A 21921-nucleotide genomic window follows, 5' to 3' on the forward strand; every position below is an offset into this window, starting at 1 on the left:
ACCACCCCTCAGCGCGGGGTGTCATGCGTCGCGCTTCGTCCAACCCCCTCATACGCCTTCACTTCGTTCAGGCACCTTCTCCCACAAGGGGAGAAGGTAAGAAGCCTCACTCTTCCTGATCGCCCAACAACTCGTTCAGCCTGACCGCATAAGGCTGCACGGCGTCGACATATTTCTTGCCTTCGGCGCGCAGGGCCCGTGTCTCGGCGATCTTGGTCTCGACGAAGCTGCGCATCTCGGCCTTCTGCTCGTCATTCAGATCGCTGGCATCGACTCTTTCCGTCAGGCCCGAGAATGTGGCTTCGAACCTTTCGGTGGCGATTGTCGCGAGATAACCCCGGAAGGTGGCGTCGAGCGCCTGCTTCCAGGTTTCGCGGCTGAAGCCGGCCTTGGCGATGCGGCCCTCGAGGCCGGCATCGTCGTCGAACCATTGGTCGGCCTCCTCTTCGTCATAGGCGAGGCGGCCGAGTTCCGGCTCCAACTCGGTGAGCAGCTGCACCACCTTGCCGACCTCATCGAACGTCAATGCCCGAGCCGGCAGCACGAACGCGCCGAGGGCGAGGCTTGCCGCCAGCAGGCTGCCGGCGAGGTGGCGCTTGAGCAGGGAAAGCCCGGTCATCCCATGCACTCCGCTTCCAGTGCCTTGCCGGCATCGTCCTGGGCCTTGGCCTGCATCAGCGAACCGCCGACCGACGCGGCCTGCGCGGCGATCGCGCCGCCGCGACCAAGGCCGCCAAAGCCGCCGACCATCGAAAGCGCGCCGCCGAGCATGGCGGCGTTGGTCTGCGCCTTGGTCGCCTTGCGCATGGCTTCCTCGCAGCGCTGTTCGGCCGTCATCTTCCCGGCTTTGCCTTTGGGCGCGACCTGGGCCGCCGCCTTAGGCGCTCCGGCTGTTGTCGTCGTGCTGGTTGTCGAGGTCGTCTGGCTGCAGGCGGCGAGCACGCCGCACAACATCAATGCAATCGCTGTTTTCATGGATCTCTCGATTTCGCTGGAGATGGCGCGAACTCCGTGGAGACGGCCCATGCGCGGACCGCCGACTCTGCCCAGTCGGCGGTCCGGCGATGGCCGGCCACGCATGCGTTCGAAGAGCGCCCCCGCCCGTCGGATGCATCGGTCCGCCACGGCACTGCTCTACGACGGCGCGGCTGGCGCGGTCTTGGCTGGGGACGAACAGATGCGGACTGGTGCGAACCGGAAAGGCCCGAACTACTGGCGGCGGCGCAGGGCTGTGGCCTTGATCTCCTTCGGCGTCGTGCCGAAGCGCTGCCTAAAGGCACGGTTGAAATAGGACAGGTCGCCAAAGCCGGCGTCGAAGGCAATGGCCGAGATCGTGGCTGCGCTGGCATTGCCGAGGGACCGGACGGCGAGGTCGAGCCGGGCATCGCGCAGGAACTCGGAGAAAGTCGAGCCTTCCTGCTCGAACAGCCGCTGGATATAGCGCGGGGTCACGCCCTGACGCCGGGCTATTACGCTGACGTTCAGTTCGGGATCGGTCAGGTGGCGTAGCACCTCGGCCTTGACCAGTTCCAGCCGCGCGGCACCCAGGCTGGCGCGAACCGGTTCGGCGGCGGCGTTCGTCGCGCCTTGCACGACGAGGGCCGCGAGGTCGTAGAGATGATTGCCGGCAAGCGTACGACCGGCTTCGCCGTCGGGTGCTGCGGCGCGCAGCAGGTCGGCATATCCAGTCAGCAGCGCGGCACCCCCGGCTTGCGCCGGAATGTGGTGAAACGCCTGCGTGCGGACACGGGGCGCTATCGCTGCAAGCCGCGCCTCGTTCAGGGCCACGACCTTGAGCAGCGTGTTCGGCAAGGCGAAAGCCATGGCCGTGGCCTCGTTGACCAGGGTGATGTCGCCGGCCCTGATCGACAGCGGCGGCTTGCCGGCGATTGCGACCTCATAATCCGTGGTATGGATGGTCATCAGATAGTCTTGGCGGCCGTCTGCGGCCATCAGGTCCCTGGGGCGTTCGCCGTGCACGGCCGAATAGCACGCGGTGCCGATCGTCGTGCCGGCGTCGAGGAAGTAGGCGGAGACGTCAAACGCAAAGCTGTCGGCATCGGCTGGCCGGAAGCGCAGGCCCGCGACATGGCGGGCGACGAAATCGTGCAGGTAGGACAGGCGGTCTCGTGCGGGAACGTCAAAAGTCGTAAGGCGCTGCATCGAACGGTTCCATCTCAGCGAGCATGATCTACCTATGCGCGAAACGAATTGCGCATTCAGCCTATGCGGGTTGCCGTTATTGACGGAACGTCTGATGCGGTCAAGCGGGCGGCCGCCGGCTGCTGCCGGCAACCGCCATTGCTTCGGGCGCCTTCAGCTTTCGATGAACGGCTTGAAGCCGCCATAGATCATGCGCTTGCCGTCGAACGGCCATGACGCCGGATCGCCCTGCAAGCGCGGGTCGGCCATCACCTTCTTCATGATCTCGTCGCGTTCCTCGCGCGAGCGGTAGACGATCCATGAGAAGACGACAATCTCGTCGTCCGTGGCCTGCACCGCGCGGGGAAACGAGGTGACTTCGCCATAGGGCACGTCGTCGGCCAGGCACTCGACATAGGCGATTGCGCCGTGGTCCTTCCAGACCTCGCTCCCGGTGCGCGCCATCTCCTTGTAGGCCTCGATCTTGCCTTTCGGCACGGCGAGCAGGAACCCATCGACATAGGACATGCTTCTTCTCCTCGTGTTGTGACATTGCAAGGACGAACGGCCGGTGCCCTTTCCGACATCCGTGTCCAACTTTTTTCGTCGGGCCTGCCTCTCAATGGCCGGGCGCGGCGATGGTTCCGGCCACAGGGCTGGGTGCGGCGTTGCGGAGCGGGTCGATCGATCCCATACTGTGGAAGCCCGCGCATGAGGCTCGCTTGCCATGCCTGAAATCACCACTGCTCCCCACACCAAGGTCAGCCCGAAGACCGAGCGACCGAAGCTACACAAGGTCATCCTGCTCAACGACGACTTCACGCCGCGCGACTTTGTCGTCACGGTGCTGAAGGGCGAGTTCCACATGTCGGAGGACCAAGCGCATCGGGTGATGATCACCGCCCACCAGCGTGGCGTCTGCGTGGTCGCGGTGTTCACCCGGGACGTCGCCGAGACCAAGGCGACGCGGGCGACCGAGGCTGGAAAGGCCAAGGGCTACCCGCTGCAATTCACCACCGAACCGGAGGAATGAGAGGCATCCGCAAGGCCGGTCGACGATATTTGGCTTATCGAGCGTCGAACGCCTGCAGGGCAGGGGACCATGGCGCCGAAACTGGAGGTAAGGGCGACCGCCCTATCGCCGATCAGTCACGTCCAGATTGGTTCTTCGCCGGAAACCGGTCCGGCATAGAGCTCACGGCCGGACCAGTCGCAGACGCGGACGTGGTCCGGGATCTGCGGCATGGCGAGTGTGTGGAAAAGCGAGCCGGCGATGTCGATTGCCGATTCGAGGTTCGCCGCTTCGAGCGGAACCCGGTCGAGGGTGGCGTGCGCGCCGTCTTCTTCGCGCAGGCGATAAAATTCGATGACGAAGTTCACATTCGCCTCCAGCCGCCTGATCCCGGAGATCGCAGACGATTTTCGGGGCCGTGCGTCAGCCTTTCGGCTTGCCCTTGTAGGGGGCGGTTTCTGCCTGTTTGACCTGGGAGCCGAATGGAGCAGCCGCCTTCACGGCGACCTTTTCCTTCTTGGGTTTTCTGGTTTCGCGGTTGCTGCGTTGTTGGCCCTTGGCCATGATCATTTCCTCCTTGCCAGTGAAACGTCGCGCCTATCCGGCCGCCGCTTCGACCCCCTCGAGATTGTCTTCCGTGGTGACCCGCTCGTGGCTCTCGCTGTCGCTGCGGATCCGGTATTGCGGTGAGCCGTCCTTGGCCGGCAACGTCGCCTTGACGTGGAAGGTCTCCGCGTCCTTCACCGCGATGCCGACCCGGCTCCTGATCCGGACCATCTGGCCGACCGCGAAGCGATGCGACGGCTTTTCCACGCGCGGGGCTGAAGCCGGTCCCTTGGTGAACCTGATCATGCGAGCTGTTCCTGGTCCTGCCGCAGCGCGGCTTCGAGTTCGGCGTGGTCGATGGCCAGAACCTGGCTGGTGAGCAGATTGAGAGACCGGGCGGGCAGGTGGATGTAGGTGGCAACGCGCCGGTAGGCGATCCAGGATATGCCGTCGATCATTTCCTCATCCTCGTCGATATCGTAGTCGCCCGCCGGCTGGATTTCTTCCAATCCACGCAAGGCGAACGGCTTGTCGAAATGGACGGTCGAGTGCTTGGTGCGCCCGGTCATGACAGCAACTCCGTTAATGGACGAAAAGCGGAGCAATGCCCCGCTTTCCTCACTTCAGCCGTGCTCGGAAGCGAACCGAGAGAGACGCTGCCAGTACATCCGTGGTCAGCGTCCTTCGATCCGATCAATCAGAGCAGCTGAAGATTGGTGGCCGACTCGCGGCCCTTGGTGTCGCGCTCGAGCTCGAAATTGAGCTTCTGGCCTTCGGCGAGGCCGGAGAAGCCTGCGCGTTCAAGCGCGCTGACGTGAACGAACACGTCCTTGCCGCCGTCAGCCTGTTCGATGAAGCCAAAGCCCTTCTGGCCGTTGTAGAACTTTACGGTTCCAGTGTTCATTAGATTGTCTTTCGAATGAGAAAAGTCGTCGTGCAGCAAGTAATGCCGCACATCAAAGGATCGACGATTTGGAGTGAGTTCGGCGGGTCGAGAGCCTCTGACGCCGCGATAGCCAAGCTTGGCCCAAAAAACGATAATTTACTTATAGCTGTTAATTGAGGTTTATGTAAGGAGTTTTTTCCGGAGCCGCTTTTATTTGCGAGTTTATTTTCGCAGCACGGCTTCTATCATGGGCGCCGGAATGCTGTTACGCTTCGGCAACTAGCAGAAAATCAGCACTTGCATTCCTGTCGGGTCGCTTGACCCTTGGCGGCGGGATGCATTTCCCCATGCGAGGACAAACCATGTTTTTCACGAAACGACCAACCGTTCCTGCGCCCTTATTGGCCATGTCCGTGCCTGTCGCCAAGCCAGCCAGTCGCCTGACGGTGCGCAAGGACGAGGCCGCGCGGCGACGCCTTGCCGACACCGACGGCGCGCGGCGGCGCCAGCTTCAGCTCGTTGAAGACAATCGCCTGCGCTGACGGACTCCATGGCGAGGGCGGTCAGCGTCCCTCGCGGTACCACATCGCGCCGAGCGCCAGCAGCAGCAGTCCCAGACCGAGGAAGCCGCCGAACAAAGGCACGCGCGACACCGACTTGAGCACGCTGTCGTCGGTGGTGCGGAAGCCGAGCCAATCGCGGCCCGAGGCTTCAGCCGTGCCGCGCACCGGCACGACGTTCGGCACGGAGATGCCTCTCGAAATGGCCGAAATGCCCGTTGCCGCCAACCGGCGCACGTCGCCGCCGGTCGCATCGGCCGCCGGCTTGAGCACGTTCTCGGTCGAAACGACGTCGGCGAATTCCGGCGCATTGACCGGCCCGACATGGGCAAGCGCGGTCAGGTCGCCATTGCCGACCTGGTAGAGGCCGATTTCGCTGGTCTCGACGCTGCCCAGGAAGATGCCCGGATCGCTCTTGGTCAACGGCACGTCCAGCGTCTTGCCCGAAGGCGTGATGACACGTGCCGAGCCTGCTTCGTCGCGCATGGTCTGGCGGCGGATGTCGAGCACCATGCCGCGTCCATCGGCGGTCAGGCGCTCTTCCTCGAGTTCCGGCTCCTTCATCAGCCAGTGGGCGATGCGTCGGTAGAGCGAGACGTGCGGGCCGCCGCCCTCATAGCCCCGCGCCCACAGCCAACCCTGGTCCGACAGGAACATGCCGACCCGGCCTTCGCCCTTGCGGTCGAGCAGCAGCAGGGGGCGATCGTCGGCGCCCTTCATCACCACTTCGCCGTCCGGCCGCTCGATGCCGATCTGGCGGAACCAGCGGCTCCAGCGCGGCGGCTCCTGGCCTGAGCCTTCAAGGCCCCGGGTCACCGGGTGGCGTTGTCCGAGTTCGGTCAGGCGCGGATAGAACGCCTTTTCGATGACGTCGCCATTGGGCATGGCGGGCAGGGCCGAGATCAGCGGCGTGTTGGCGATCGACTGGTCGCCGGCATATTCCGGGCCTGCGGCGATCAGCAGCGCACCGCCCTTTTCGACATACTCGGCAATGTAGTCGTAATAGAGGATCGGCAGCACGTCGCGGTGCTGGTAGCGGTCGAAGATGATCAGGTCGAAGTCGTTGATGCGCTCGACAAACAGCTCGCGGGTCGGAAACGCGATCAGCGACAGCTCGTTGATCGGCGTGCCGTCCTGCTTTTCCGGCGGCCGCAGGATGGTGAAATGCACGAGGTCTACGGAAGCGTCGGACTTGAGCAGGTTGCGCCAGGTACGCTCGCCGGCATGCGGCTCGCCCGAGACCAGCAGCACGCGCAGGTTTTCGCGGATGCCGTCGACCAGCGCGATCGTGCGGTTGTTGGTGTCTGTCAATTCACCGTCGATGCGTTCGATCGACAGTTCGACGATGTTGCGGCCGGCACTCGGTATGGTGATCTGCAGCGGCATTTGCTGGCCGACGAAGGCGCGCTGGACCGAAACCTGCACTCCGTTGATCGACACACGCACATCGACGGCACCGGCTTCGCCGCCGGTGTCGATCACCCGGTAGGTCATGTCGAGCGGCTTGCCGACGATGCCGAAGCGTGGCGCGTTCTCGAAGCGGATGCGGCGGTCGCGCTCGTTCTCCTCGCCGGTGATCAGCGCATGCAGCGGGGCATTGATCGCCGGCGCGCCCGGCACGTCGTGTACCTGGCCGTCCGTCACCATGACCGCGCCGCCGATGCGCGACGGCGGCACGTCGCGGAACGCACTTTCGAGCGCTGCAAACAGGCGTGTCTCGGTGCGGTCGTCGGCCGCATCGGCGCGCCCGGCCTCGACCACGCGCACCTCGAACTGACGGAAGCGCGCCAGGCGCTCCTTGAGGCCCTCGACCGCAGCATCGGTCTGGACGGTGCGCTCGCCGATCTGCTGGCTCTGGCTGCGGTCGACGACGATGGCGACAACGCTCTTCAGCGGTTCGCGCTCCTCGTCGAGAATCACAGGGTTGGCCAGTGCCAGGCCGAGTGCGCCAAGCGCAAGCAACCTCAGCCATCCACCGCGCTGGCGGAACCACAGGCCGACGAGCGCCAGCAGCGCCAGCGGCACGAGCAGGGCGGCCAGAACGGGCCACGACAAAAGGGGTTCGAAGGCGACGGACCAGTTCATGTCACTGCCCCAGCCGTTCGAGCAGCACGGGCACGTGCACCTGGTCGGATTTGTAGTTGCCGGTCAGCATGTACATCATGACGTTGACGCCGGCGCGCAGGGCATAGACACGCTGCATCGGGTCGGACGGCACGGTCGGCAGCATCGGTTCGCCGTTCTCGTCGACGGCCCAGGCGCCGGCGAAATCGTTGGCGGTAATCATGATCGGGGTGACCCCGTCGCCAGTGCGCACCGGGCGGCCTTCGGCATTCGAAGCCTCCAGCGAGGCCTCGACCCAGAGCGGGCTGCCGTTGAAGCGGCCCGGAAACTCGGGAAGGATGAAGAATGCCTTGGTCAGCACGTGGTCGGCTGGCACCGGCTCCAGCGGCGGCACATTGAGATTGGCCAGGATGTCGCGCAGCCGCTCGGTGGCAGGGCTCGCCGAATCGGCGCCGATGCCGTTGGCAAACTGGTCGCGCGTGTCGAACAATACCGTGCCGCCCTGTTTCATGTAGGCGTCGACGCGGGCGATGGCCGCCTCGCTCGGCATCGGGGCTGCCGGATCGATCGGCCAGTAGATCAGCGGGTAGAAGGCAAGCTCGTCCTTGGCGATGTCGACGCCGGCCGGCTCGCCCGGCTCCAGCGCTGTCTTTTCGACGAGGAATTTTGTCAGGCCGGTAATGCCGGCCCGGCTGATCGCGTCGACCGAGGCTTCGCCCGTCAGGACGTAGGCAATGCGGGTGCGCGAGATCGCTTCCACGGCTTCGAGGTCGCCGGGCTTGGTGTCGTCGGCACGCGCGACGTCGGGCTGCGCAAGCAGCGCACCCAGGCAAAGCAGGACCGCAGCCGCAGTTCCGGCCGTTCGTGCGCGCCGGGTGCCACGGCGCGAGAACATCCCGCCCATCCACAGGACGGCCAGCGTGTCGAGCGCCATCAATGCCAGGGCTGCTGCCACGAGCGGGCCTTTCAAGTCGCGCGATTCGTCGAAAGCGTAACGTATTTCGGTCACCGGCGCCGAGAATTGCGGCCGGACGATCGGCACAAGCGCTGCGTCGGCCTTGAGCAGGTTGTGGGCGAGCACGCCTTCTTCGCTGCCATAGAGGCCGGGTGGATTTTCGAGCGTCACCGGCAGGGTGCCTGAACCGGCGAGCAACGGGCGGGCGTCCGGCGGCGGCGGCACGATACGCCCTTCTGCCGATATCATCCGGTAAGGTGCCAGCGATGCCGGCTTGTCGTCGGCACCGGCCGTCGCCGTGCCCTGGTTGCGCGACAGCTGCACGATGCGGCGCAGCATCTCGACGAAGCTGCCCGAGATCGGCAGGTTCGACCATGTCGCCTGCGGCGCGATGTGGAACAGCACCAGCGTGCCCTTGCCGCGCCGCGCGCCGGTCACCAGCGGCGTGCCGTCAGCGAGGTTGGCCCAGGTGCTTTGCGCGAGATCGGGTGTCGGCTCGGCCAGCACCTGCCGGCTCACCGTCACCTCGTTGGGCGGAGAAAGATCGCCGAAGGGGCCGCTGCCGGGAAAGTCGCTCACCGGCTGCGGTGCCGTCCACGACAGGGCGCCGCCGAGCGAACGTTCGCCGAGCCTCAGCCTGACCGGCAGCAGTTCCTCGTCATTGCCGGCGGCCGCCAGCCGCGAACCGGCGAAACGCACCAGCGTGCCGCCGTCGTTGAGCCACTTGAGCAGCCTTTCGCGTGCCTGCGGCGGAATGGTGCCGACATCGGCCATGACGATCATCGCCGGCTTCTGGTCGATCAGCTGCGGGATCGCTTCGGCAAGATCAGAGCTTGTCGGCTCGCTCAGGTCGGCAAAGGGTTCGAGCGCGCGGCGAATGTAATAGAGCGGCGCCAGCAGCGGCTGCGAATCGTCGGCATCCGACTGCGACAGCAGGCCGACGCGGCGGCGCTTGGAGCTGTCGTCCAGCACCCGCACCGCGCCTGCCTGGGCCTGGCCGTCGAGCGCGATCGAGGCAAAATCGTTGCGCAGCTCGAAGGGCACGGTCATCGTGCCGGTCGCCACCGTCTCGCCCGGCGCAAAGGTCAGCGTGGCGTCGGCGATGCGGCGGCCCTTGTCGTCGAAGGCGCCGGCGGTCACGGCACCAGGCGCTGGATCGCCGGGCGCGCGGATCGCGGTCAGGGCAAATCCGTCCATCTCGTTTTCGGCCGATGTCAGGCCCTTGGCGTCTAGCCGTTCCGGCGATGCCCACAGCACGTTCGGCGGGTTTTGGCCGAGCAGCGTGGCGAACGCCTGTTCGTCGCCTGCACTTGCCAGCCCGTCGTCGAGGACAGCGATGCTGGCGCCGGGCAGTGTGGCCAGCACCGTCGCGACACGGGCGTAGACCGGGCCGCGGTCGGTCGGCACCGGTCGCGGTTCGGCGGCGCGCAGCCGGTCGAGTGCGGCCTGGGCGTCGAAGGGGCCGATCTCGGCATTCGGCTTTTCGGAGGTAAAGGCCAGCACGACCGGCTGGCCTGCGGCCCCGGCATCGGCGATCAGCCGTTCGGCGGTCGCGGTGCGGCGTTTCCAGTCCGGCGCGCTCGCCCAGCCATTGTCGACCACCAGCGCCAGCGCCGTCCCGCCGGTCGGCAGTTTTTCGCGCGGGTTGAAGATCGGCTCGGCTAGAGCCAGCACGACAAGCGCTGCCATCAGCAGCCTCAGCAGCGTCAGCCACCACGGACTCTGGTGTGGCGTTTCTTCCTTTCTGAACACCCGCGCCAGGATCTTCAGCGGCGGGAACACTTCGGCCTGCGGCTTAGGCGGCGTCAATCTGAGCAGCCACCAGATGACCGGCAGCGCCAGCAGGCCCCACAGGACCGCGGGCGCACCGAAGGACAGCGGCAGCCAGCTCATCGGCGGCCTCCCGGTCCGTGGCCTTCGGCGGTCAGCGCCATGTGCACATGCACCAGCGCGTCCGAGGCAAGGCGGTCGGTGTGATTGACAGTGTAGCTCCAGCCCAGCCGCTTGCACCAGGCGGCAAGCTCCTGGCGGCGCGCCGAATAGAGGTTGCGATAAGCCTCGGCCAGTTGTTCGGCACGTCCGGCGGTCAGCTTGTCGCCCGTTTCAGGGTCGGTGAACTCGGTCCGGCCGGCATAGGGGAAACTTTCTTCCGCCGGATCTACAACTTCGATCAGATGGGCGCGGGCGCCGTGGCGGGCCAGCGTATCGAGCCAGGCCATGGTCTCTTCGACCGGGTCGAGGAAGTCGCCGATGATGACGATGTCGGAAAAGCGGCGGATGCCGGAAAGGTCGGGCTTCGCCGGCAGCGACATGGCTTGCGCCAGATGGGAGGCCAGCCGCTCGGCACCGCTGCGGGCGCTGAACGGGTCCGTCAGCCCCGGCCAGGCGATGCGTTCGCCGCTGCGCGACAGAAGCTCGGCCAGCGCGAAGACCAGCACCAGGGCCCGCGATTCCTTCGACACCGTAGCCGCCTTCGACTTGTACAGCATCGACGGCGACAGGTCGGCCCACAGCCAGACGGTGTGGGCGGCTTCCCATTCGCGGTCGCGGACATAGGTGTGGTCGTCGCGGGCCGAGCGGCGCCAGTCGATGCGGGCCATCGCCTCGCCCTGTACATAAGGCCGGAACTGCCAGAAATTCTCGCCGATGCCGCGCTTCTTGCGGCCGTGCCAGCCGGCAATCACGGTGTTGACGATGCGGCGGGCCTCGACCAGCAGGTCAGGCACCAGCGACGCGCGCAGCCTGCCGCGGGCAAGCGCATCGCTGGTCGCAACCGGTGCCGATGACTCGCCGATGCGCGCCATCAGATGTCCTTGACCAGCCGCGCCACCACGTCGCGGACCGTCATGCCTTCGGCGCGGGCGGCGAAGGTCAGTGCCATACGGTGCTGAAGGACAGGCTCGGCCAGCGCGCGGATGTCGTCGATCGACGGCGCGAGGCGTCCGTCATAAAGCGCGCGCGCCCTGGCGCACAGCGTCAGCGCCTGGCTGGCGCGGGGGCCGGGACCCCACGACACGTGTTTGTCAGTCTCGGTATTGCCCTGGCCCGGACGGGCCGAGCGCACCAGCTTGAGGATCGCCTCGACCACGCTTTCGGGCACCGGCATGCGGCGGATCAGATGCTGGATGTCCTTCAGCCGCTGCGGATCGAGCACGTTCTGGGCCTTGGCGTCCTCGATGCCGGTGGTTTCCAGAAGGATGCGGCGCTCGGCCTCGAGCTCGGGATAGAGGATGTCGACCTGCATCAGGAAGCGGTCGAGTTGGGCTTCCGGCAGCGGATAGGTGCCTTCCTGCTCCAGCGGGTTCTGGGTTGCCAGCACATGGAAAGGGGCGGGCAGGTCGTGGCGCTCGCCGGCGACCGTCACGTGATACTCCTGCATCGCCTGCAGCAACGCGGACTGGGTGCGCGGGCTGGCGCGGTTGATCTCGTCGGCCATCAGCAATTGCGCGAAGATCGGCCCGGAAATGAAGCGGAAGGAGCGTTTGCCCTGGTCGTCCTGCTCCATCACCTCGGAGCCGAGGATGTCGGACGGCATCAGGTCGGGCGTGAACTGGATACGGCGCGAGTCGAGGCCGAGCACGATGCCGAGTGTTTCGACCAGCTTGGTCTTGGCGAGCCCAGGCACGCCGACCAGCAGCGCGTGGCCGCCGGCCAGGAGCGCAACCAGCGTGCGTTCGACCACACTTTCCTGGCCGAAGATGACGCGGCCGACGCCGGCGCGGATCTTGGCGATGTCGGCAAGCGCACGTTCGGCTGCGGCGATCATCTCGCTCTCGCTCATCGCCGTTTCCTTGATCATCACGCTCATGCGGGCCGGATCCTTCTTCTGGCGCGGGGCCCTGAAATCGAAACCGATTCCCGGACCGCCGATGCGCTCACTCAAAATGCTACAGCGTGCCTCTCTCGTCCATCCGAACGCGATGCCGCTTCGTAAATCTACCTGGATTATTTGCCCCTTGGTCCGGTGCGTCGTCCGTGTGGACGTCGTGCCTGCCGCCCAATCCCCAGAGGTCAAACGATCCCGGGCGTCGCGATCTCGATGCCCACACCTTGGCCCGCACCTTTGCGAGGTCATGGCATTGAACTTAAATCACTTGCCTATGCTGACAAGCGCAACAACAGTGACTATTTCGTGACCATGACTGGCGACCTTGACCATAGCCGCGAGGCGACGACTGACCCTGGGCTGACCCGCGCCGGCGACGCGGCCGGCCTCGAGGCGCTGATCTCACGCGCCGCCCGCGCCGGCAAAGGGCTGCCGCCGGTCGAGCGCTGGAATCCCGATTTCTGCGGCGATCTCGACATGGAAATTAGGCCCGACGGCACCTGGTTCTATTTGGGCACGCCGATCGGCCGCATGCCACTGGTGCAGCTGTTTTCGACCGTGCTGCGCAAGGACGAGGACGGCAAGACCTACCTCGTCACCCCGGTGGAAAGAGTCGGCATCCGCGTCGTCGACGCCCATTTCGTTGCCGTCGAGATGAACGTCACGGGCGAGGGCGCCGACCAGGTGCTGACCTTCCGCACCAATGTCGGCGATGTCGTCGAGGCCGGGCCGGAGCATCGGCTGCGCTTCGTCGACGAGCCCGAGACCGGAGGCCTCAAGCCCTATCTGCTGGTGCGCGGTCGTCTGGAGGCGCTGGTCGCGCGTCCTGTCATGTACGAGCTCGTCGAACATGGCGAGCGCATCGAGATCGACGGCAACGACATGTTCGCCGTGCGTTCGAAGGGCGAGGTCTATCCTGTGATGCCCTGGGACAGGCTGGAGCGGCTGAGCGCGTGATGGTCCGTTCCCCGGCAGCACATTATTCGGCGCAGGATTTCCGCCAGCGTGCGGCGCAGGAGCATCTCAACGATGCCGTCGCCGACTATGGCGACCATTTGCTCAACCCCGACATGCGTGAGCTGTTCGTGCACGACCGGTTGCGCGATGCGGCCGTGCTGATCCCGGTGGTGGACCATGGCGACGCCTCGACCGTCATCCTCACCAAGCGGGCGGAGAAGCTGAAGAGCCACTCCGGCCAGATCGCCTTTCCCGGCGGCCGCATCGATCCGGGCGACGTCTCGCCGGAGGCGGCAGCGCTGCGCGAGACATCAGAGGAAATCGGGCTAACGTCAGACTATATCGACATAATCGGCCGCTTGCCGGACTATGTCACCGGCAGCGGCTATCGCATCGCGCCGGTGCTCGGCGTCGTCCGCCCCGGCTTCCAGTTCACCGTCAATCCGGATGAAGTCGACGACATCTTCGAGGTGCCGCTCGGCTTCCTGATGGACCCCGCCAACCACAACCGCGCCAGTCGCACCTGGCAGGACAAGGAGCGTTTTTTCTACGCCATGCCCTACGAGGAGCGCTACATCTGGGGCGTCACCGCCGGCATCATCCGCGCGCTCTATGAAAGGCTCTACACATGAGCGCAACGATCGCCGGAGCCTCTTGGCTGAACGATCCGCAGTTGCAGAAACTGCTCGCAGTCCTCAATGCCGATGGCGAAGAAGCGCGCATCGCCGGGGGGGCTGTGCGCAACGCACTGCTCGGCGAACCCGTCGCCGATGTCGACATCGCCACCACCAATTTGCCGGAAGAGACCGTTCGCCGTGCCGAGGCAGCCGGCTTCAAGACCGTGCCCACCGGCGCCGAGCACGGCACGATCACGGTCATCGCCGGCGGCAGGCCGTTCGAGGTCACCACGCTGCGTGCCGATGTCGAGACCGATGGCCGCCGCGCCAAGGTCGTCTTCGGCCGCGACTGGAAGCTCGACGCCGAGCGGCGCGACTTCACCATCAATGCGCTTTACGCCAAGGCCGACGGCACGGTGGTCGATCTGGTCGGCGGGCTTGCCGATCTCGAAGGCCGGATCCTGCGCTTCATCGGCGACGCCGAAACCCGCATCCGCGAGGACTATCTGCGCATCCTGCGCTTCTTCCGCTTCTTCGCCTGGTACGGCAAGGGCCGCCCTGATGCCGAAGGGCTGAAGGCCTGCGCGCGGCTCAAGGACGGGCTTTCCCGGCTGTCCGCCGAGCGCGTCTGGTCGGAGTTGAAGCGGCTGCTTGCGGCCTCCGATCCGTCGCGCGCGCTGTTGTGGATGCGCCAGGCCGGCGTGCTGACGGCAGCGCTGCCGGAAAGCGAGAAATGGGGCATCGACGCCATCCATGCGCTCGTCAGGGCGGAAAACGATCTCGGCTGGGCTGCCGATCCGCTGCTGCGCCTGGCATCGATCGTGCCGCCGGATGCGGTGCGCATGAAGACGCTTGGCGAGCGGCTCCGGCTGTCCAATTCCGAGACCGACAGGCTGGTGCAGTGGGCGGCGACAGCGAAGGTGGAAGCGGCTGTCTCCGAAGGCGAACTGGCCAAGCGGCTTTATCGCGGCAATGTCGAAGGTTTCAGGGACCGCCTGCGTCTCGATCTCGCCGCGGCGCGGGGCCGCGCCGAGCAGGACGACAAGGCGTTGATCGAAGCCGGCGGCTATTTCCGGCTGCTCACCTTTGCGGACAAATGGCAGAAGCCTGATTTCCCGCTGCGCGGCGGCGATCTGTCAGAGCTTGGCGTCGAGGGTGCTGCCCTTGGCGCGCTGCTCAAGCATCTGGAAACGGAGTGGGTCGACAGCGGCTTTTCGCTGGGGCGCGACGCGCTGCTCGGGCGCGCCGCTGCAAGGCTCAAGGCCTGAAACCTCGGGCCTGAAGTCCGTCAGGCCGCGTCGCGGACCTTTTCGATGCGCGAGCGGATCGCCTCGATCATCGTCTCGCGGATGATGGTTTCGCCATGCGTCTCGCGCAGGTGCTCGGCGACGCGGCGCATGATTTCAGCTTCGTCCTCGTGGCGCGTGTGCCACTGGCAGCCGGGGACAAGTGACCCGCATTGAAATTCCTTCATCGGATGTCTCCTTCCTCGTCCGGTTCGGGGGTGAACTATAACATGCAATCCGGCGATTGGTTGCGCGGGACTTGAGCCAGCGCGAAATTCGGCTGATGCAGCGCCCGGCCAGGGACGGAAAGCGGAGCCATTGCAAAAGCTTGGGCCGGCTTGCTGCGAAACGGAATCCGCATGGTGCAGGCCGAAATGAAAGGAAGGGCGAAACCTGCGTTCCGCCCTTCCGGAAATTCAATCGCAAAAACGCGCTACTTCAGGATCTTGATGGCTTCGGCGACCTTGTTCTTGCCGCTCATGTCCCAGGAGATCGATACCTTCTCGCCTGCCTTCAGGCCGGGGTCCTTGAACTTCTTGGGCAGCACGAAGGACGAGCCGTCGGCCAAGGTCAGGCTCATCGCCTTGGCGTCGAACGTCTTGATCGTCCCGTCCGTATGCTGGACGGCGGCGAAGGCTACGGCAGATGTTGCGAGAATGGCAGCTGCGGCTGCCGGAACAAGAAGCTTGCGCATGGCATGCTCTCCGACGAATGCGGGCGCCCGATGGGCTAACCCACCTTGTGAAGGGCCGTCCGGTCACGTCGCGTCGCGGTTCGAACCGCCGGCGTTTCCCGGCCCCGGCGATAGAAATAGACCTGTCTTGTCAGGGGAATATTAGACGAAAAACATATTTTGAAACGGTGACTTAGCCACAATCGACGCCAGATTTTCGCTTTGTGGCATCGATTGTGGCGAAGGCTGATGCAGCCAAAAGCCGCAGGCTATCGGACCGCCTTACTCGCCGAACTTCTTCTTCGGCTTGTACTTCTTGGGCGCACCGGTGCCCGCCGGCTTGTCGTAGGCGGGCTTGTCGCCTGCACGGTTTTCGTACGGTTTCTTTTCGTACGGCTTCTTCTCGTAGGGCTTCTTTTCAAAAGCCTTCTTCTTGAAGGGCGGCTTGTCGGAAGGATCGTACTGGCCCTTGCGGTGCTGCTTCTTCGGCTTGGCGCCATGGTCGCCGCCGCCAGGTGCACCTTCGAGCCGCTTGATGTCGACGCCCTTTTCGCCGGTGCCGTTCTGTTCGACGGTCCTGGCGTAGTTGTCGGCGCGGTTGGCCACCACTTCGAAATGCGATTCGGTGTCGAAGATGCGGATCGAGCCGATTTCGTTCTTGGTCACATGGCCCGCCTTGCACAGCAGCGGCAGCAGCCAGCGCGGTTCGGCACGCTGCTTGCGGCCGACCGAGACGGAGAACCAGACACCATCGGTAAAGCGGTTGTCCGGACGCTCGGCCCTGGCGGCATCGAAGGCCGGGATCGGGCGGTCGGAAAGCTCTTCAGCCGCGGGGCGCAAAGCCATCTGCTGGCGCAGCCAGGCGAGAGCCAGCGTCTCAGGCGAATGCGCGGCCAGGACCTCGGCGATGATCGCCGCCTCATCCTCGCCAGCGGCCTCGATGTCGTTGAGCTCGGCCAGCATGCGCTCGCGGTTGCGGGCGTCGATCTCGGCCGGTCCCGGTGCCGACTGCGTCGTCGCTTCGAGTTTTGCCAGTTTGAGCAGGCGTGCAGCGCTGCCGCGGCGGTGGAACGGCACGATCAGCACGCAGACGCCCTTGCGGCCGGCGCGACCGGTACGGCCCGAACGGTGCAGCAGGGTGTCCGGGTTGGTCGGCAGGTCGGCGTGGATGACGAGATCCAGGTTCGGCAGGTCGATGCCGCGGGCGGCGACGTCGGTCGCCACGCAGACGCGGGCGCGGCCGTCGCGCATGGCCTGCAGCGCGTTGTTGCGCTCGGCCTGGCTCAGTTCGCCCGACAGCGCCACCACGGCAAAGCCGCGGTTGGCAAGGCGGGCCGAGAAATGCTTGACCGCTTCGCGCGTCGCGCAGAACACCATGGTGCTGCGCGCGTCGAAATAGAGCAGCGTGTTGATGATGGCGTTCTCGCGCTCGGGCGGCGCCACCAGCACGGAGCGGTATTCGATGTCGTCGTGCTGGCGGCTCTCGCCGGCGGCGGTGATGCGCAGCGCGTTGCGCTGGAAGCGCTTCGCCATCTGGGCGATCTGCGGTGGCACGGTTGCCGAAAACAGCAGCGTGCGGCGCTCCTGAGGCGCTGCCGCCAGGATGAACTCCAGGTCTTCGCGGAAGCCGAGGTCGAGCATCTCGTCGGCCTCGTCGAGCACGACGGCGCGCAGGCCGGAGATGTCGAGCGAACCGCGGGTGATGTGGTCGCGCAGGCGGCCCGGCGTGCCGACGACGATGTCAGCACCTTCGTCAAGCGCGCGGCGTTCCTTGCGCATGTCCATGCCACCGACGCAGGAGGCGATGCGGGCGCCGGTCGCGGCATAGAGCCATTCGAACTCGCGGCGCACCTGGATGGCGAGCTCGCGGGTCGGCGCGATGATCACCGCGCTTGGGGCACCGGCACGGTCGAAACGCTCGCGGCCGTCAAGCAGGGTGGGGGCGATGGCAATGCCGAAGGCTACAGTCTTGCCGGAGCCGGTCTGCGCCGAGACCAGAAGGTCGACGCCGTCGGCCTCGGGGGCCAGCACGGACGTTTGCACCGGGGTCAGCGTTTCGTAGCCACGCGCGGTGAGCGCCCCGGCCAGCGCCGGAACCATGTTGTCGAAAATCGTCACAAAAATCTTCCAATGAGAGCGAGGCCCGTCACAGCGGGACGAGGGCCAAGGAAAGCGGGCTCTCTAAAGGTTTGCTGCCCGCACGTCAATGCGACGGCGGGCAGGGCAGCCATGCATAGGGCTCAAGCCGCGTTGCGCCGCATCATGCGCGTCCGCATCTCTTTGGGATCGTCATAGATCAGGTCGATCAGGGTCCTTGCGACGGCATCCGGTTCGGTACGCCGCTGTTCCCAGTTTTGGAGCGTGGTGACGGGTATGCCGAGCAAGGCGGCAAATTCGCCCTGGCTCATTTCCAGCAGGCCGCGCGTCAGCTTCAGCTTGGCGCTTGCATCGAGCGCCCGCGTCTTTTCCTCGGTCCAGTCGTGGCTGTCGGCATCATCGACCATATCTGGCAATCTCCCGGTCGTTGGCCTTCCGCACCGAAATGATGTGAAAGACCGTGTCTCGTATCGTGAACACGCAGACGTGGAGCCGTAAGTCGACATACCCGAAGGCGACGAAGCGATCCTCACCATAGTCGCGCCGGTCGTCCAGCAGGGTGGCGACCCTGTTGCGGATCACGTCCGCCCCGAGTGCCAGCGAGAAACCTCGCTCGGCCCGGGTCCATTCGTCCTTGCCCAGATCGAACGAGATCTTCATGCGGCATCCGTCAGCTGTCGCAATTATACGCTATCAGCGTAGAGTTCGCAATCGCTTACGGCCACCTGACCTCGGGCGGCATGCTGGACAGGATCGAGGCGATGTTGCCACCGGTCTTGAGCCCGAAGATCGTGCCGCGATCGTAGAGCAGGTTGAATTCGACATAACGGCCACGGCGGACAAGCTGCTCGTCGCGGTCGCCGTCGGTCCAGTTGGTGTTGAAGTTCTGGCGGACGAGATGCTGGTAGGCGACGAGAAACGCGCGGCCGACATCCTGCACGAAGCGGAAGTCGGCATCCCAGCCGCCCTTTTCCTCCGGCGAATGCTGCCAGTCGAAGAAGATGCCGCCGGTGCCGCGCGGCTCGTTGCGGTGCGGCAGGAAGAAATACTCGTCGCACCAGTCCTTGTACTTCTGATGGTCGGCGATGCCGGGGTGCTTGGCGCAAGCGAACTGCATCGCCTTGTGGAAGGCAACCGTGTCGGCGTCTTCCTGCGTGCGCCGGCGATCGAGCACCGGCGTCAGGTCGGCGCCGCCGCCGAACCACCAGCGTGAGGTCGCAACCATCCGCGTGTTCATGTGCACGGCCGGCACGTTCGGGTTCTGCGGATGGGCGATCAGCGAAATGCCGGAGGCCCAGAAGCGCGGGTCTTCCTCGGCACCGGGCATCTGCTTGCGGAACTCGGGTGAGAACTCGCCATGCACGGTCGAGGTGTGCACGCCGACCTTCTCGAACACCCGGCCATGCATCATCGACATGATGCCGCCGCCGCCACGTCCCTCGTCGCGCTGCCACGGCGTGCGCTCGAAGCGACCCGGCGCCCAACTGGCCAGCGGTCCTTCGACCTGGTCCTCCAGCGCCTCGAAGGCGAGGCAGATGCGGTCGCGCAGCTCCTCGAACCAGGCGCGGGCGCGCGCCTTCCTGTCTTCGATGTCGGCCGGCAGTCCCGCCGGGATTTCAGGACGCTGCAATTTAGGCTCCGCACAAATGACTCGTAATTGTCCGGCGCGATCCCTAATCTCCTTCTCGTATGGGTCAAGGAGTTCTTTATGGGCACCCCGACCAGACCGCCGCTGGATGACCTCAGAAAAAGGCTCCACCGCAGCCGGGCCGAACGTGAACTCAAGCCGCGCGACGGGTTCCTGCGCGAGACCTTCGTATTGCCGCGCAACGATGCACGGCTGAAGGCGCAGGAGTGGTTCTCGCGCTGGCCCAAGCAGGCCTACTGGACCGAGATCGAGAGCTGGTTCGAGCGTCCCGGCGACGTCATCGAGTTCACCATCCGCCGCCTGCCGACGTCGGACTGATTCTCAAGCGCGGGTGCAAAGATGTTCCTGAAGACGATCGCCGAGGATGAGGCGAAGGGCCGCGTCGCCGAGATCTACGACAAGGCACGAGCGCAACTGGGCTTCGTCATGGAAGCGACCCAATGCTTCACGGCGCGTCCCGACTTGCTGCCGGTATATACCGACTTCAACGACCAGATGCGCGCCGGCTTCTCGCTCGGCATGCACGAATGGCGGCTGATCACGCTGGTTGCCGCCAAGCAGGTCCCGTCGACCTACTGCTCCCATGTCTATGGCAAGCAGCTGATCGCCGATCTCGGCTCGAAGGAGGCGGTGCTGGCCCTCCAGCAGGATTTCCGAAATGCGGGGCTGACTGAACGCGACGTTGCGATGCTGGCCTATGCCGAGCAGATCGCCATCGATGCCTCGCAGGTGAGGCAAGCCGACATCGACCGTCTGCGCACCACAGGCTTCAGCGACCAGCAGATCTGCGACATCGCCCTTTGTGCGTCCTTCCGCTGTTTCGTCAGCCGCTTCTTCGATGCGGTCGGTGCCGGGCCGGAGGCAATTTTCATCGACAGCGACGAGGCGTTTCGCGCGGCGATGACGGTCGGCCGGAGCTACTGACGGACCCGGCAACCACGCCGCCCAGATTGCTCTATTCCGCCGGGACGATCAGCCGCCGCGGTCCCGGGCCCTGGCGCGCCAGCCGGTCCTCGCGGTTGCGCAGCGGGCACTTGTCGATCGACATGCAGCCGCAGCCGATGCAGTCGGTCAGCCCGTCGCGCAGTTTCTTCAGCTGTTCGATGCGGTGGTCGAGGTCGTGGCGCCAACCCGTTGATAGCAGACTCCAATCCTCGCGCGTCGGCGTGCGCCCGTCCGGCAGCGCGGCAAAGGCGGCGGCAATGTCGGCGAGCGAGATGCCGACGTCCTGCGCGATCCTGATCACTGCCACCCGCCGCAGCACGTCGCGCGCATAGCGCCGCTGGTTGCCCGAGGTGCGGTGGCTGTGGATCAGCCCGCGCGCCTCGTAGAAATGCAGGGCCGAAACGGCCACGCCGCTGCGCTTCGCCACCTCGCCGACGGTCAGTTCGCTTGCCATGGAGATTCCTGCTTGACCTCAAGGTTGGTTGAGGTTGTACGAGGGTATCCTTCACGATGCAAGGAAGGACCAGGACATGGCGTGCAATCCGAAAATGAACCGAAGCACCAATCCGCCGGGGCGGAGGTTTGCTGCCGTGTTCATGGAGCTGGCAGACGCATGGTCAGCCGATCTGGCGCAGTGCCTCTCCGGCAACCATCGCGGAACTCAGCGCGACGTTGAGGCTGCGGCCGCCGCCGGGCATCGGGATCAACAGCCGCTCGAAGGCGAGATCGTGGACGTGATCCGGCACCCCAGCCGATTCGCGGCCCAGCATGACGATATCGCCGGCCTGGAAGCGGAAATCGGTATAGGGCAGGGCGGCCTTGGTCGACATCAGCACCAGGCGGCGGCCTTCGTCCTGCCGCCAGTCCTCGAAGCGGTCGAAATCGACGTGCCGGGTCAGGGCCGCCATTTCGAGATAATCCATGCCGGCGCGTTTGAGCGCCCGGTCGGAAATGTCGAAGCCGGCGGGCTCGATCAGGTCGATGGCGAGGCCGAGGCAGGCGGCCATGCGCAGGATCGTGCCGGTGTTGCCGGCGATATCCGGCTGGTAGAGCGCGATGCGCAGTTTTTCGTCCATTTTGAGTTCCTAATCTGTGGCGGCAAGGCAACAGCAAGACGAGCCAAAGCAAAAAATGAAGACGAGGCCGTGGCATTCCGCCGCGAATGGGCGTATACGGCCGGCATTGTCAACTCGGACCGATGGAGGGGTACATGATGCATCTTGATATTCACCGCCCCACCTGTGGGCGACGAACTGCCTGACGGCGGACCGGTTCGACGACTTTCCTGACATTTCCAGGCATTTTCGCATCGCGGTCCGCAGAAGCCCTTATCCGGTTTTCGAAGGACAATTCCGATGTTTGCCAACATCCCACACGGGCCCGACGCCCGTAACGAACCCGACTCTGCAAATTCCCTGGGGCTGAGCCAACTCGCCGAAGCGAGGCGCAAGGCCTGGTCGCTGTCGATCGGCGCAAGCCCGCAAGTCTCGGGCCCGCCGAGAAAGCTGCATCGCGGCATGTTGCCCGATGTCGACATGAGCAATGTCGTGCCCGACCCCAACCACCGGCCGTTCTTCGGCCGCGTCTTCGCCCTGATCGGCCGGCTTGCCGGCCGGTCGGGTCAGGCCCGGCCTGCTGCCAGAACGATGTCAGGAGGCAACCGCTGAGGATTCGCCGAATCCTCAGCGGTCACCTACATTCCTGAGG

The 21921-nt window shown here is 65.3% G+C and carries 29 protein-coding genes; 8 read left to right on the forward strand and 21 right to left on the reverse strand.

Features of this window, described 5'->3' with window-relative positions; all coding sequences use genetic code 11:
• Positions 1 to 106: 106 nt before the first annotated feature.
• The 4 genes from CO731_RS11880 to CO731_RS11895 all read right to left on the reverse strand — a co-directional run bounded on the left by CO731_RS11880 (position 107) and on the right by CO731_RS11895 (position 2670).
• On the reverse strand, positions 107 to 619 hold the full coding sequence (locus CO731_RS11880) for a hypothetical protein (protein ID WP_108607271.1): 513 nt from the start codon (positions 617 to 619) through the stop codon (positions 107 to 109).
• Positions 616 to 975 (reverse strand): hypothetical protein, encoded by a 360-nt coding sequence (locus CO731_RS11885; protein ID WP_159091623.1) that lies wholly within the window; start codon positions 973 to 975, stop codon positions 616 to 618. The genes CO731_RS11880 and CO731_RS11885 overlap by 4 nt, the downstream gene beginning before the upstream one ends.
• A 234-nt stretch (positions 976 to 1209) precedes the next feature.
• A complete protein-coding gene (locus CO731_RS11890) occupies positions 1210 to 2163 on the reverse strand; it encodes a helix-turn-helix transcriptional regulator (RefSeq protein ID WP_108607273.1) in 954 nt (317 codons plus the stop codon).
• 153 nt (positions 2164 to 2316) lie between these two features.
• The gene (locus tag CO731_RS11895; RefSeq protein ID WP_108607274.1) at positions 2317 to 2670 is read right to left on the reverse strand and encodes a DUF1428 family protein; all 354 of its coding nucleotides are present in this window, start codon (positions 2668 to 2670) and stop codon (positions 2317 to 2319) included.
• Positions 2671 to 2869: 199 nt separating this feature from the next.
• On the opposite strand from CO731_RS11895, the gene clpS reads away from it, so the two are divergent.
• Positions 2870 to 3175 (forward strand): ATP-dependent Clp protease adapter ClpS, encoded by a 306-nt coding sequence (gene clpS, locus CO731_RS11900; protein WP_108607275.1) that lies wholly within the window; start codon positions 2870 to 2872, stop codon positions 3173 to 3175.
• 116 nt (positions 3176 to 3291) lie between these two features.
• Here the strand turns inward: clpS and CO731_RS11905 are convergent, their stop codons facing one another.
• The 5 genes from CO731_RS11905 to CO731_RS11920 form a co-directional block, all read right to left on the reverse strand.
• Entirely contained in the window at positions 3292 to 3522 is a 231-nt protein-coding gene (locus tag CO731_RS11905; protein ID WP_108607276.1) for a hypothetical protein, read from the reverse strand.
• 55 nt (positions 3523 to 3577) lie between these two features.
• Positions 3578 to 3724 carry a hypothetical protein gene (locus CO731_RS28730; RefSeq protein ID WP_159091624.1) on the reverse strand — a complete coding sequence of 49 codons (147 nt, stop codon included), beginning with the start codon at positions 3722 to 3724 and terminating at the stop codon, positions 3578 to 3580.
• 27 nt (positions 3725 to 3751) lie between these two features.
• Complete coding sequence (locus CO731_RS11910) at positions 3752 to 4006, reverse strand: hypothetical protein (RefSeq protein WP_108607277.1); 255 nt, start codon at positions 4004 to 4006, stop codon at positions 3752 to 3754.
• Entirely contained in the window at positions 4003 to 4269 is a 267-nt protein-coding gene (locus CO731_RS11915; protein WP_108607278.1) for a hypothetical protein, read from the reverse strand. The genes CO731_RS11910 and CO731_RS11915 overlap by 4 nt, the downstream gene beginning before the upstream one ends.
• Before the next feature lie 128 nt (positions 4270 to 4397).
• A complete protein-coding gene (locus CO731_RS11920; RefSeq protein ID WP_108607279.1) occupies positions 4398 to 4604 on the reverse strand; it encodes a cold-shock protein in 207 nt (68 codons plus the stop codon).
• Positions 4605 to 4948: 344 nt separating this feature from the next.
• On the opposite strand from CO731_RS11920, the gene CO731_RS28735 reads away from it, so the two are divergent.
• Positions 4949 to 5128: a hypothetical protein gene (locus CO731_RS28735; protein WP_159091625.1), complete on the forward strand. Its 180-nt coding sequence runs from the start codon at positions 4949 to 4951 to the stop codon at positions 5126 to 5128.
• A gap of 21 nt (positions 5129 to 5149) precedes the next feature.
• Here the strand turns inward: CO731_RS28735 and CO731_RS11925 are convergent, their stop codons facing one another.
• Genes CO731_RS11925 through CO731_RS11940 form a run of 4 tightly spaced genes read right to left on the reverse strand, consistent with a single transcriptional unit; the run spans position 5150 to position 11973 of the window.
• On the reverse strand, positions 5150 to 7231 hold the full coding sequence (locus CO731_RS11925; protein ID WP_108607280.1) for a hypothetical protein: 2082 nt from the start codon (positions 7229 to 7231) through the stop codon (positions 5150 to 5152).
• Position 7232: 1 nt separating this feature from the next.
• A complete protein-coding gene (locus tag CO731_RS11930; RefSeq protein ID WP_108607281.1) occupies positions 7233 to 10058 on the reverse strand; it encodes a DUF4159 domain-containing protein in 2826 nt (941 codons plus the stop codon).
• A complete protein-coding gene (locus CO731_RS11935) occupies positions 10055 to 10969 on the reverse strand; it encodes a DUF58 domain-containing protein (RefSeq protein ID WP_108607282.1) in 915 nt (304 codons plus the stop codon). The genes CO731_RS11930 and CO731_RS11935 overlap by 4 nt, the downstream gene beginning before the upstream one ends.
• Positions 10969 to 11973 carry a MoxR family ATPase gene (locus CO731_RS11940; protein ID WP_108609792.1) on the reverse strand — a complete coding sequence of 335 codons (1005 nt, stop codon included), beginning with the start codon at positions 11971 to 11973 and terminating at the stop codon, positions 10969 to 10971. Before CO731_RS11940 ends, CO731_RS11935 begins: the two co-directional genes overlap by 1 nt.
• 330 nt (positions 11974 to 12303) lie before the next feature.
• Between CO731_RS11940 and CO731_RS11945 the strand changes: the two genes are divergently transcribed.
• Genes CO731_RS11945 through CO731_RS11955 form a run of 3 tightly spaced genes read left to right on the forward strand, consistent with a single transcriptional unit; the run spans position 12304 to position 14833 of the window.
• A complete protein-coding gene (locus tag CO731_RS11945) occupies positions 12304 to 12948 on the forward strand; it encodes a DUF1285 domain-containing protein (protein ID WP_108609793.1) in 645 nt (214 codons plus the stop codon).
• Positions 12948 to 13580: a CoA pyrophosphatase gene (locus tag CO731_RS11950; RefSeq protein WP_108607283.1), complete on the forward strand. Its 633-nt coding sequence runs from the start codon at positions 12948 to 12950 to the stop codon at positions 13578 to 13580. Before CO731_RS11945 ends, CO731_RS11950 begins: the two co-directional genes overlap by 1 nt.
• Positions 13577 to 14833 (forward strand): CCA tRNA nucleotidyltransferase, encoded by a 1257-nt coding sequence (locus CO731_RS11955; protein WP_108607284.1) that lies wholly within the window; start codon positions 13577 to 13579, stop codon positions 14831 to 14833. The genes CO731_RS11950 and CO731_RS11955 overlap by 4 nt, the downstream gene beginning before the upstream one ends.
• Positions 14834 to 14853: 20 nt before the next feature.
• On the opposite strand, the gene CO731_RS11960 is transcribed toward CO731_RS11955, so the two are convergent.
• The 6 genes from CO731_RS11960 to hemF all read right to left on the reverse strand — a co-directional run bounded on the left by CO731_RS11960 (position 14854) and on the right by hemF (position 19251).
• The gene (locus CO731_RS11960; protein WP_055970520.1) at positions 14854 to 15039 is read right to left on the reverse strand and encodes a DUF1059 domain-containing protein; all 186 of its coding nucleotides are present in this window, start codon (positions 15037 to 15039) and stop codon (positions 14854 to 14856) included.
• Positions 15040 to 15284: 245 nt separating this feature from the next.
• Positions 15285 to 15545, reverse strand: coding sequence for a DUF1344 domain-containing protein (locus tag CO731_RS11965; protein WP_108607285.1), 261 nt, complete (start codon positions 15543 to 15545; stop codon positions 15285 to 15287).
• Positions 15546 to 15806: 261 nt separating this feature from the next.
• The gene (locus tag CO731_RS11970; protein WP_108607286.1) at positions 15807 to 17642 is read right to left on the reverse strand and encodes a DEAD/DEAH box helicase; all 1836 of its coding nucleotides are present in this window, start codon (positions 17640 to 17642) and stop codon (positions 15807 to 15809) included.
• Between the two features lie 122 nt (positions 17643 to 17764).
• Complete coding sequence (locus CO731_RS11975; protein ID WP_159091626.1) at positions 17765 to 18028, reverse strand: helix-turn-helix domain-containing protein; 264 nt, start codon at positions 18026 to 18028, stop codon at positions 17765 to 17767.
• Positions 18018 to 18281, reverse strand: a complete 264-nt coding sequence (locus CO731_RS11980; RefSeq protein ID WP_108607288.1) for a BrnT family toxin — start codon at positions 18279 to 18281, stop codon at positions 18018 to 18020. The genes CO731_RS11975 and CO731_RS11980 overlap by 11 nt, the downstream gene beginning before the upstream one ends.
• A 55-nt stretch (positions 18282 to 18336) precedes the next feature.
• On the reverse strand, positions 18337 to 19251 hold the full coding sequence (gene hemF / locus CO731_RS11985; RefSeq protein WP_108607289.1) for an oxygen-dependent coproporphyrinogen oxidase: 915 nt from the start codon (positions 19249 to 19251) through the stop codon (positions 18337 to 18339).
• A gap of 78 nt (positions 19252 to 19329) precedes the next feature.
• Here hemF and CO731_RS11990 point away from each other — a divergent pair, with 78 nt between their 5' ends.
• Both CO731_RS11990 and CO731_RS11995 read left to right on the forward strand, forming a co-directional pair.
• Positions 19330 to 19587, forward strand: a complete 258-nt coding sequence (locus CO731_RS11990) for a hypothetical protein (RefSeq protein ID WP_108607290.1) — start codon at positions 19330 to 19332, stop codon at positions 19585 to 19587.
• Between the two features lie 21 nt (positions 19588 to 19608).
• Positions 19609 to 20193: a peroxidase-related enzyme gene (locus CO731_RS11995; RefSeq protein ID WP_108607291.1), complete on the forward strand. Its 585-nt coding sequence runs from the start codon at positions 19609 to 19611 to the stop codon at positions 20191 to 20193.
• 31 nt (positions 20194 to 20224) lie between these two features.
• On the opposite strand, the gene soxR is transcribed toward CO731_RS11995, so the two are convergent.
• Together soxR and CO731_RS12005 are read right to left on the reverse strand one after the other, a co-directional pair.
• Positions 20225 to 20674 carry a redox-sensitive transcriptional activator SoxR gene (gene soxR / locus CO731_RS12000; RefSeq protein ID WP_108607292.1) on the reverse strand — a complete coding sequence of 150 codons (450 nt, stop codon included), beginning with the start codon at positions 20672 to 20674 and terminating at the stop codon, positions 20225 to 20227.
• Between the two features lie 157 nt (positions 20675 to 20831).
• Positions 20832 to 21290, reverse strand: coding sequence for a tRNA (cytidine(34)-2'-O)-methyltransferase (locus CO731_RS12005; protein ID WP_108607293.1), 459 nt, complete (start codon positions 21288 to 21290; stop codon positions 20832 to 20834).
• A gap of 279 nt (positions 21291 to 21569) precedes the next feature.
• Here CO731_RS12005 and CO731_RS12010 point away from each other — a divergent pair, with 279 nt between their 5' ends.
• The gene (locus CO731_RS12010) at positions 21570 to 21881 is read left to right on the forward strand and encodes a hypothetical protein (protein WP_108607294.1); all 312 of its coding nucleotides are present in this window, start codon (positions 21570 to 21572) and stop codon (positions 21879 to 21881) included.
• The last annotated feature ends 40 nt before the right edge of the window (positions 21882 to 21921 follow it).

The sequence above is a fragment of the Aminobacter sp. MSH1 genome (assembly GCF_003071665.1).
Lineage (GTDB): Bacteria > Pseudomonadota > Alphaproteobacteria > Rhizobiales > Rhizobiaceae > Aminobacter > Aminobacter niigataensis.

Coding starts and splice junctions, on each gene's coding strand:
- CO731_RS11880 (WP_108607271.1), bottom strand. CDS start 619: ATGACCGGGCTTTCCCTGCTCAAGCGCCACCTCGCCGGCAGCCTGCTG.
- CO731_RS11885 (WP_159091623.1), bottom strand. CDS start 975: ATGAAAACAGCGATTGCATTGATGTTGTGCGGCGTGCTCGCCGCCTGC.
- CO731_RS11890 (WP_108607273.1), bottom strand. CDS start 2,163: ATGCAGCGCCTTACGACTTTTGACGTTCCCGCACGAGACCGCCTGTCC.
- CO731_RS11895 (WP_108607274.1), bottom strand. CDS start 2,670: ATGTCCTATGTCGATGGGTTCCTGCTCGCCGTGCCGAAAGGCAAGATC.
- clpS (WP_108607275.1), top strand. CDS start 2,870: ATGCCTGAAATCACCACTGCTCCCCACACCAAGGTCAGCCCGAAGACC.
- CO731_RS28730 (WP_159091624.1), bottom strand. CDS start 3,724: ATGATCATGGCCAAGGGCCAACAACGCAGCAACCGCGAAACCAGAAAA.
- CO731_RS11910 (WP_108607277.1), bottom strand. CDS start 4,006: ATGATCAGGTTCACCAAGGGACCGGCTTCAGCCCCGCGCGTGGAAAAG.
- CO731_RS11915 (WP_108607278.1), bottom strand. CDS start 4,269: ATGACCGGGCGCACCAAGCACTCGACCGTCCATTTCGACAAGCCGTTC.
- CO731_RS11920 (WP_108607279.1), bottom strand. CDS start 4,604: ATGAACACTGGAACCGTAAAGTTCTACAACGGCCAGAAGGGCTTTGGC.
- CO731_RS28735 (WP_159091625.1), top strand. CDS start 4,949: ATGTTTTTCACGAAACGACCAACCGTTCCTGCGCCCTTATTGGCCATG.
- CO731_RS11925 (WP_108607280.1), bottom strand. CDS start 7,231: ATGAACTGGTCCGTCGCCTTCGAACCCCTTTTGTCGTGGCCCGTTCTG.
- CO731_RS11930 (WP_108607281.1), bottom strand. CDS start 10,058: ATGAGCTGGCTGCCGCTGTCCTTCGGTGCGCCCGCGGTCCTGTGGGGC.
- CO731_RS11935 (WP_108607282.1), bottom strand. CDS start 10,969: ATGGCGCGCATCGGCGAGTCATCGGCACCGGTTGCGACCAGCGATGCG.
- CO731_RS11940 (WP_108609792.1), bottom strand. CDS start 11,973: ATGAGCGTGATGATCAAGGAAACGGCGATGAGCGAGAGCGAGATGATC.
- CO731_RS11945 (WP_108609793.1), top strand. CDS start 12,304: ATGACTGGCGACCTTGACCATAGCCGCGAGGCGACGACTGACCCTGGG.
- CO731_RS11950 (WP_108607283.1), top strand. CDS start 12,948: ATGGTCCGTTCCCCGGCAGCACATTATTCGGCGCAGGATTTCCGCCAG.
- CO731_RS11955 (WP_108607284.1), top strand. CDS start 13,577: ATGAGCGCAACGATCGCCGGAGCCTCTTGGCTGAACGATCCGCAGTTG.
- CO731_RS11960 (WP_055970520.1), bottom strand. CDS start 15,039: ATGAAGGAATTTCAATGCGGGTCACTTGTCCCCGGCTGCCAGTGGCAC.
- CO731_RS11965 (WP_108607285.1), bottom strand. CDS start 15,545: ATGCGCAAGCTTCTTGTTCCGGCAGCCGCAGCTGCCATTCTCGCAACA.
- CO731_RS11975 (WP_159091626.1), bottom strand. CDS start 18,028: ATGGTCGATGATGCCGACAGCCACGACTGGACCGAGGAAAAGACGCGG.
- CO731_RS11980 (WP_108607288.1), bottom strand. CDS start 18,281: ATGAAGATCTCGTTCGATCTGGGCAAGGACGAATGGACCCGGGCCGAG.
- CO731_RS11990 (WP_108607290.1), top strand. CDS start 19,330: ATGGGCACCCCGACCAGACCGCCGCTGGATGACCTCAGAAAAAGGCTC.
- CO731_RS11995 (WP_108607291.1), top strand. CDS start 19,609: ATGTTCCTGAAGACGATCGCCGAGGATGAGGCGAAGGGCCGCGTCGCC.
- CO731_RS12005 (WP_108607293.1), bottom strand. CDS start 21,290: ATGGACGAAAAACTGCGCATCGCGCTCTACCAGCCGGATATCGCCGGC.
- CO731_RS12010 (WP_108607294.1), top strand. CDS start 21,570: ATGTTTGCCAACATCCCACACGGGCCCGACGCCCGTAACGAACCCGAC.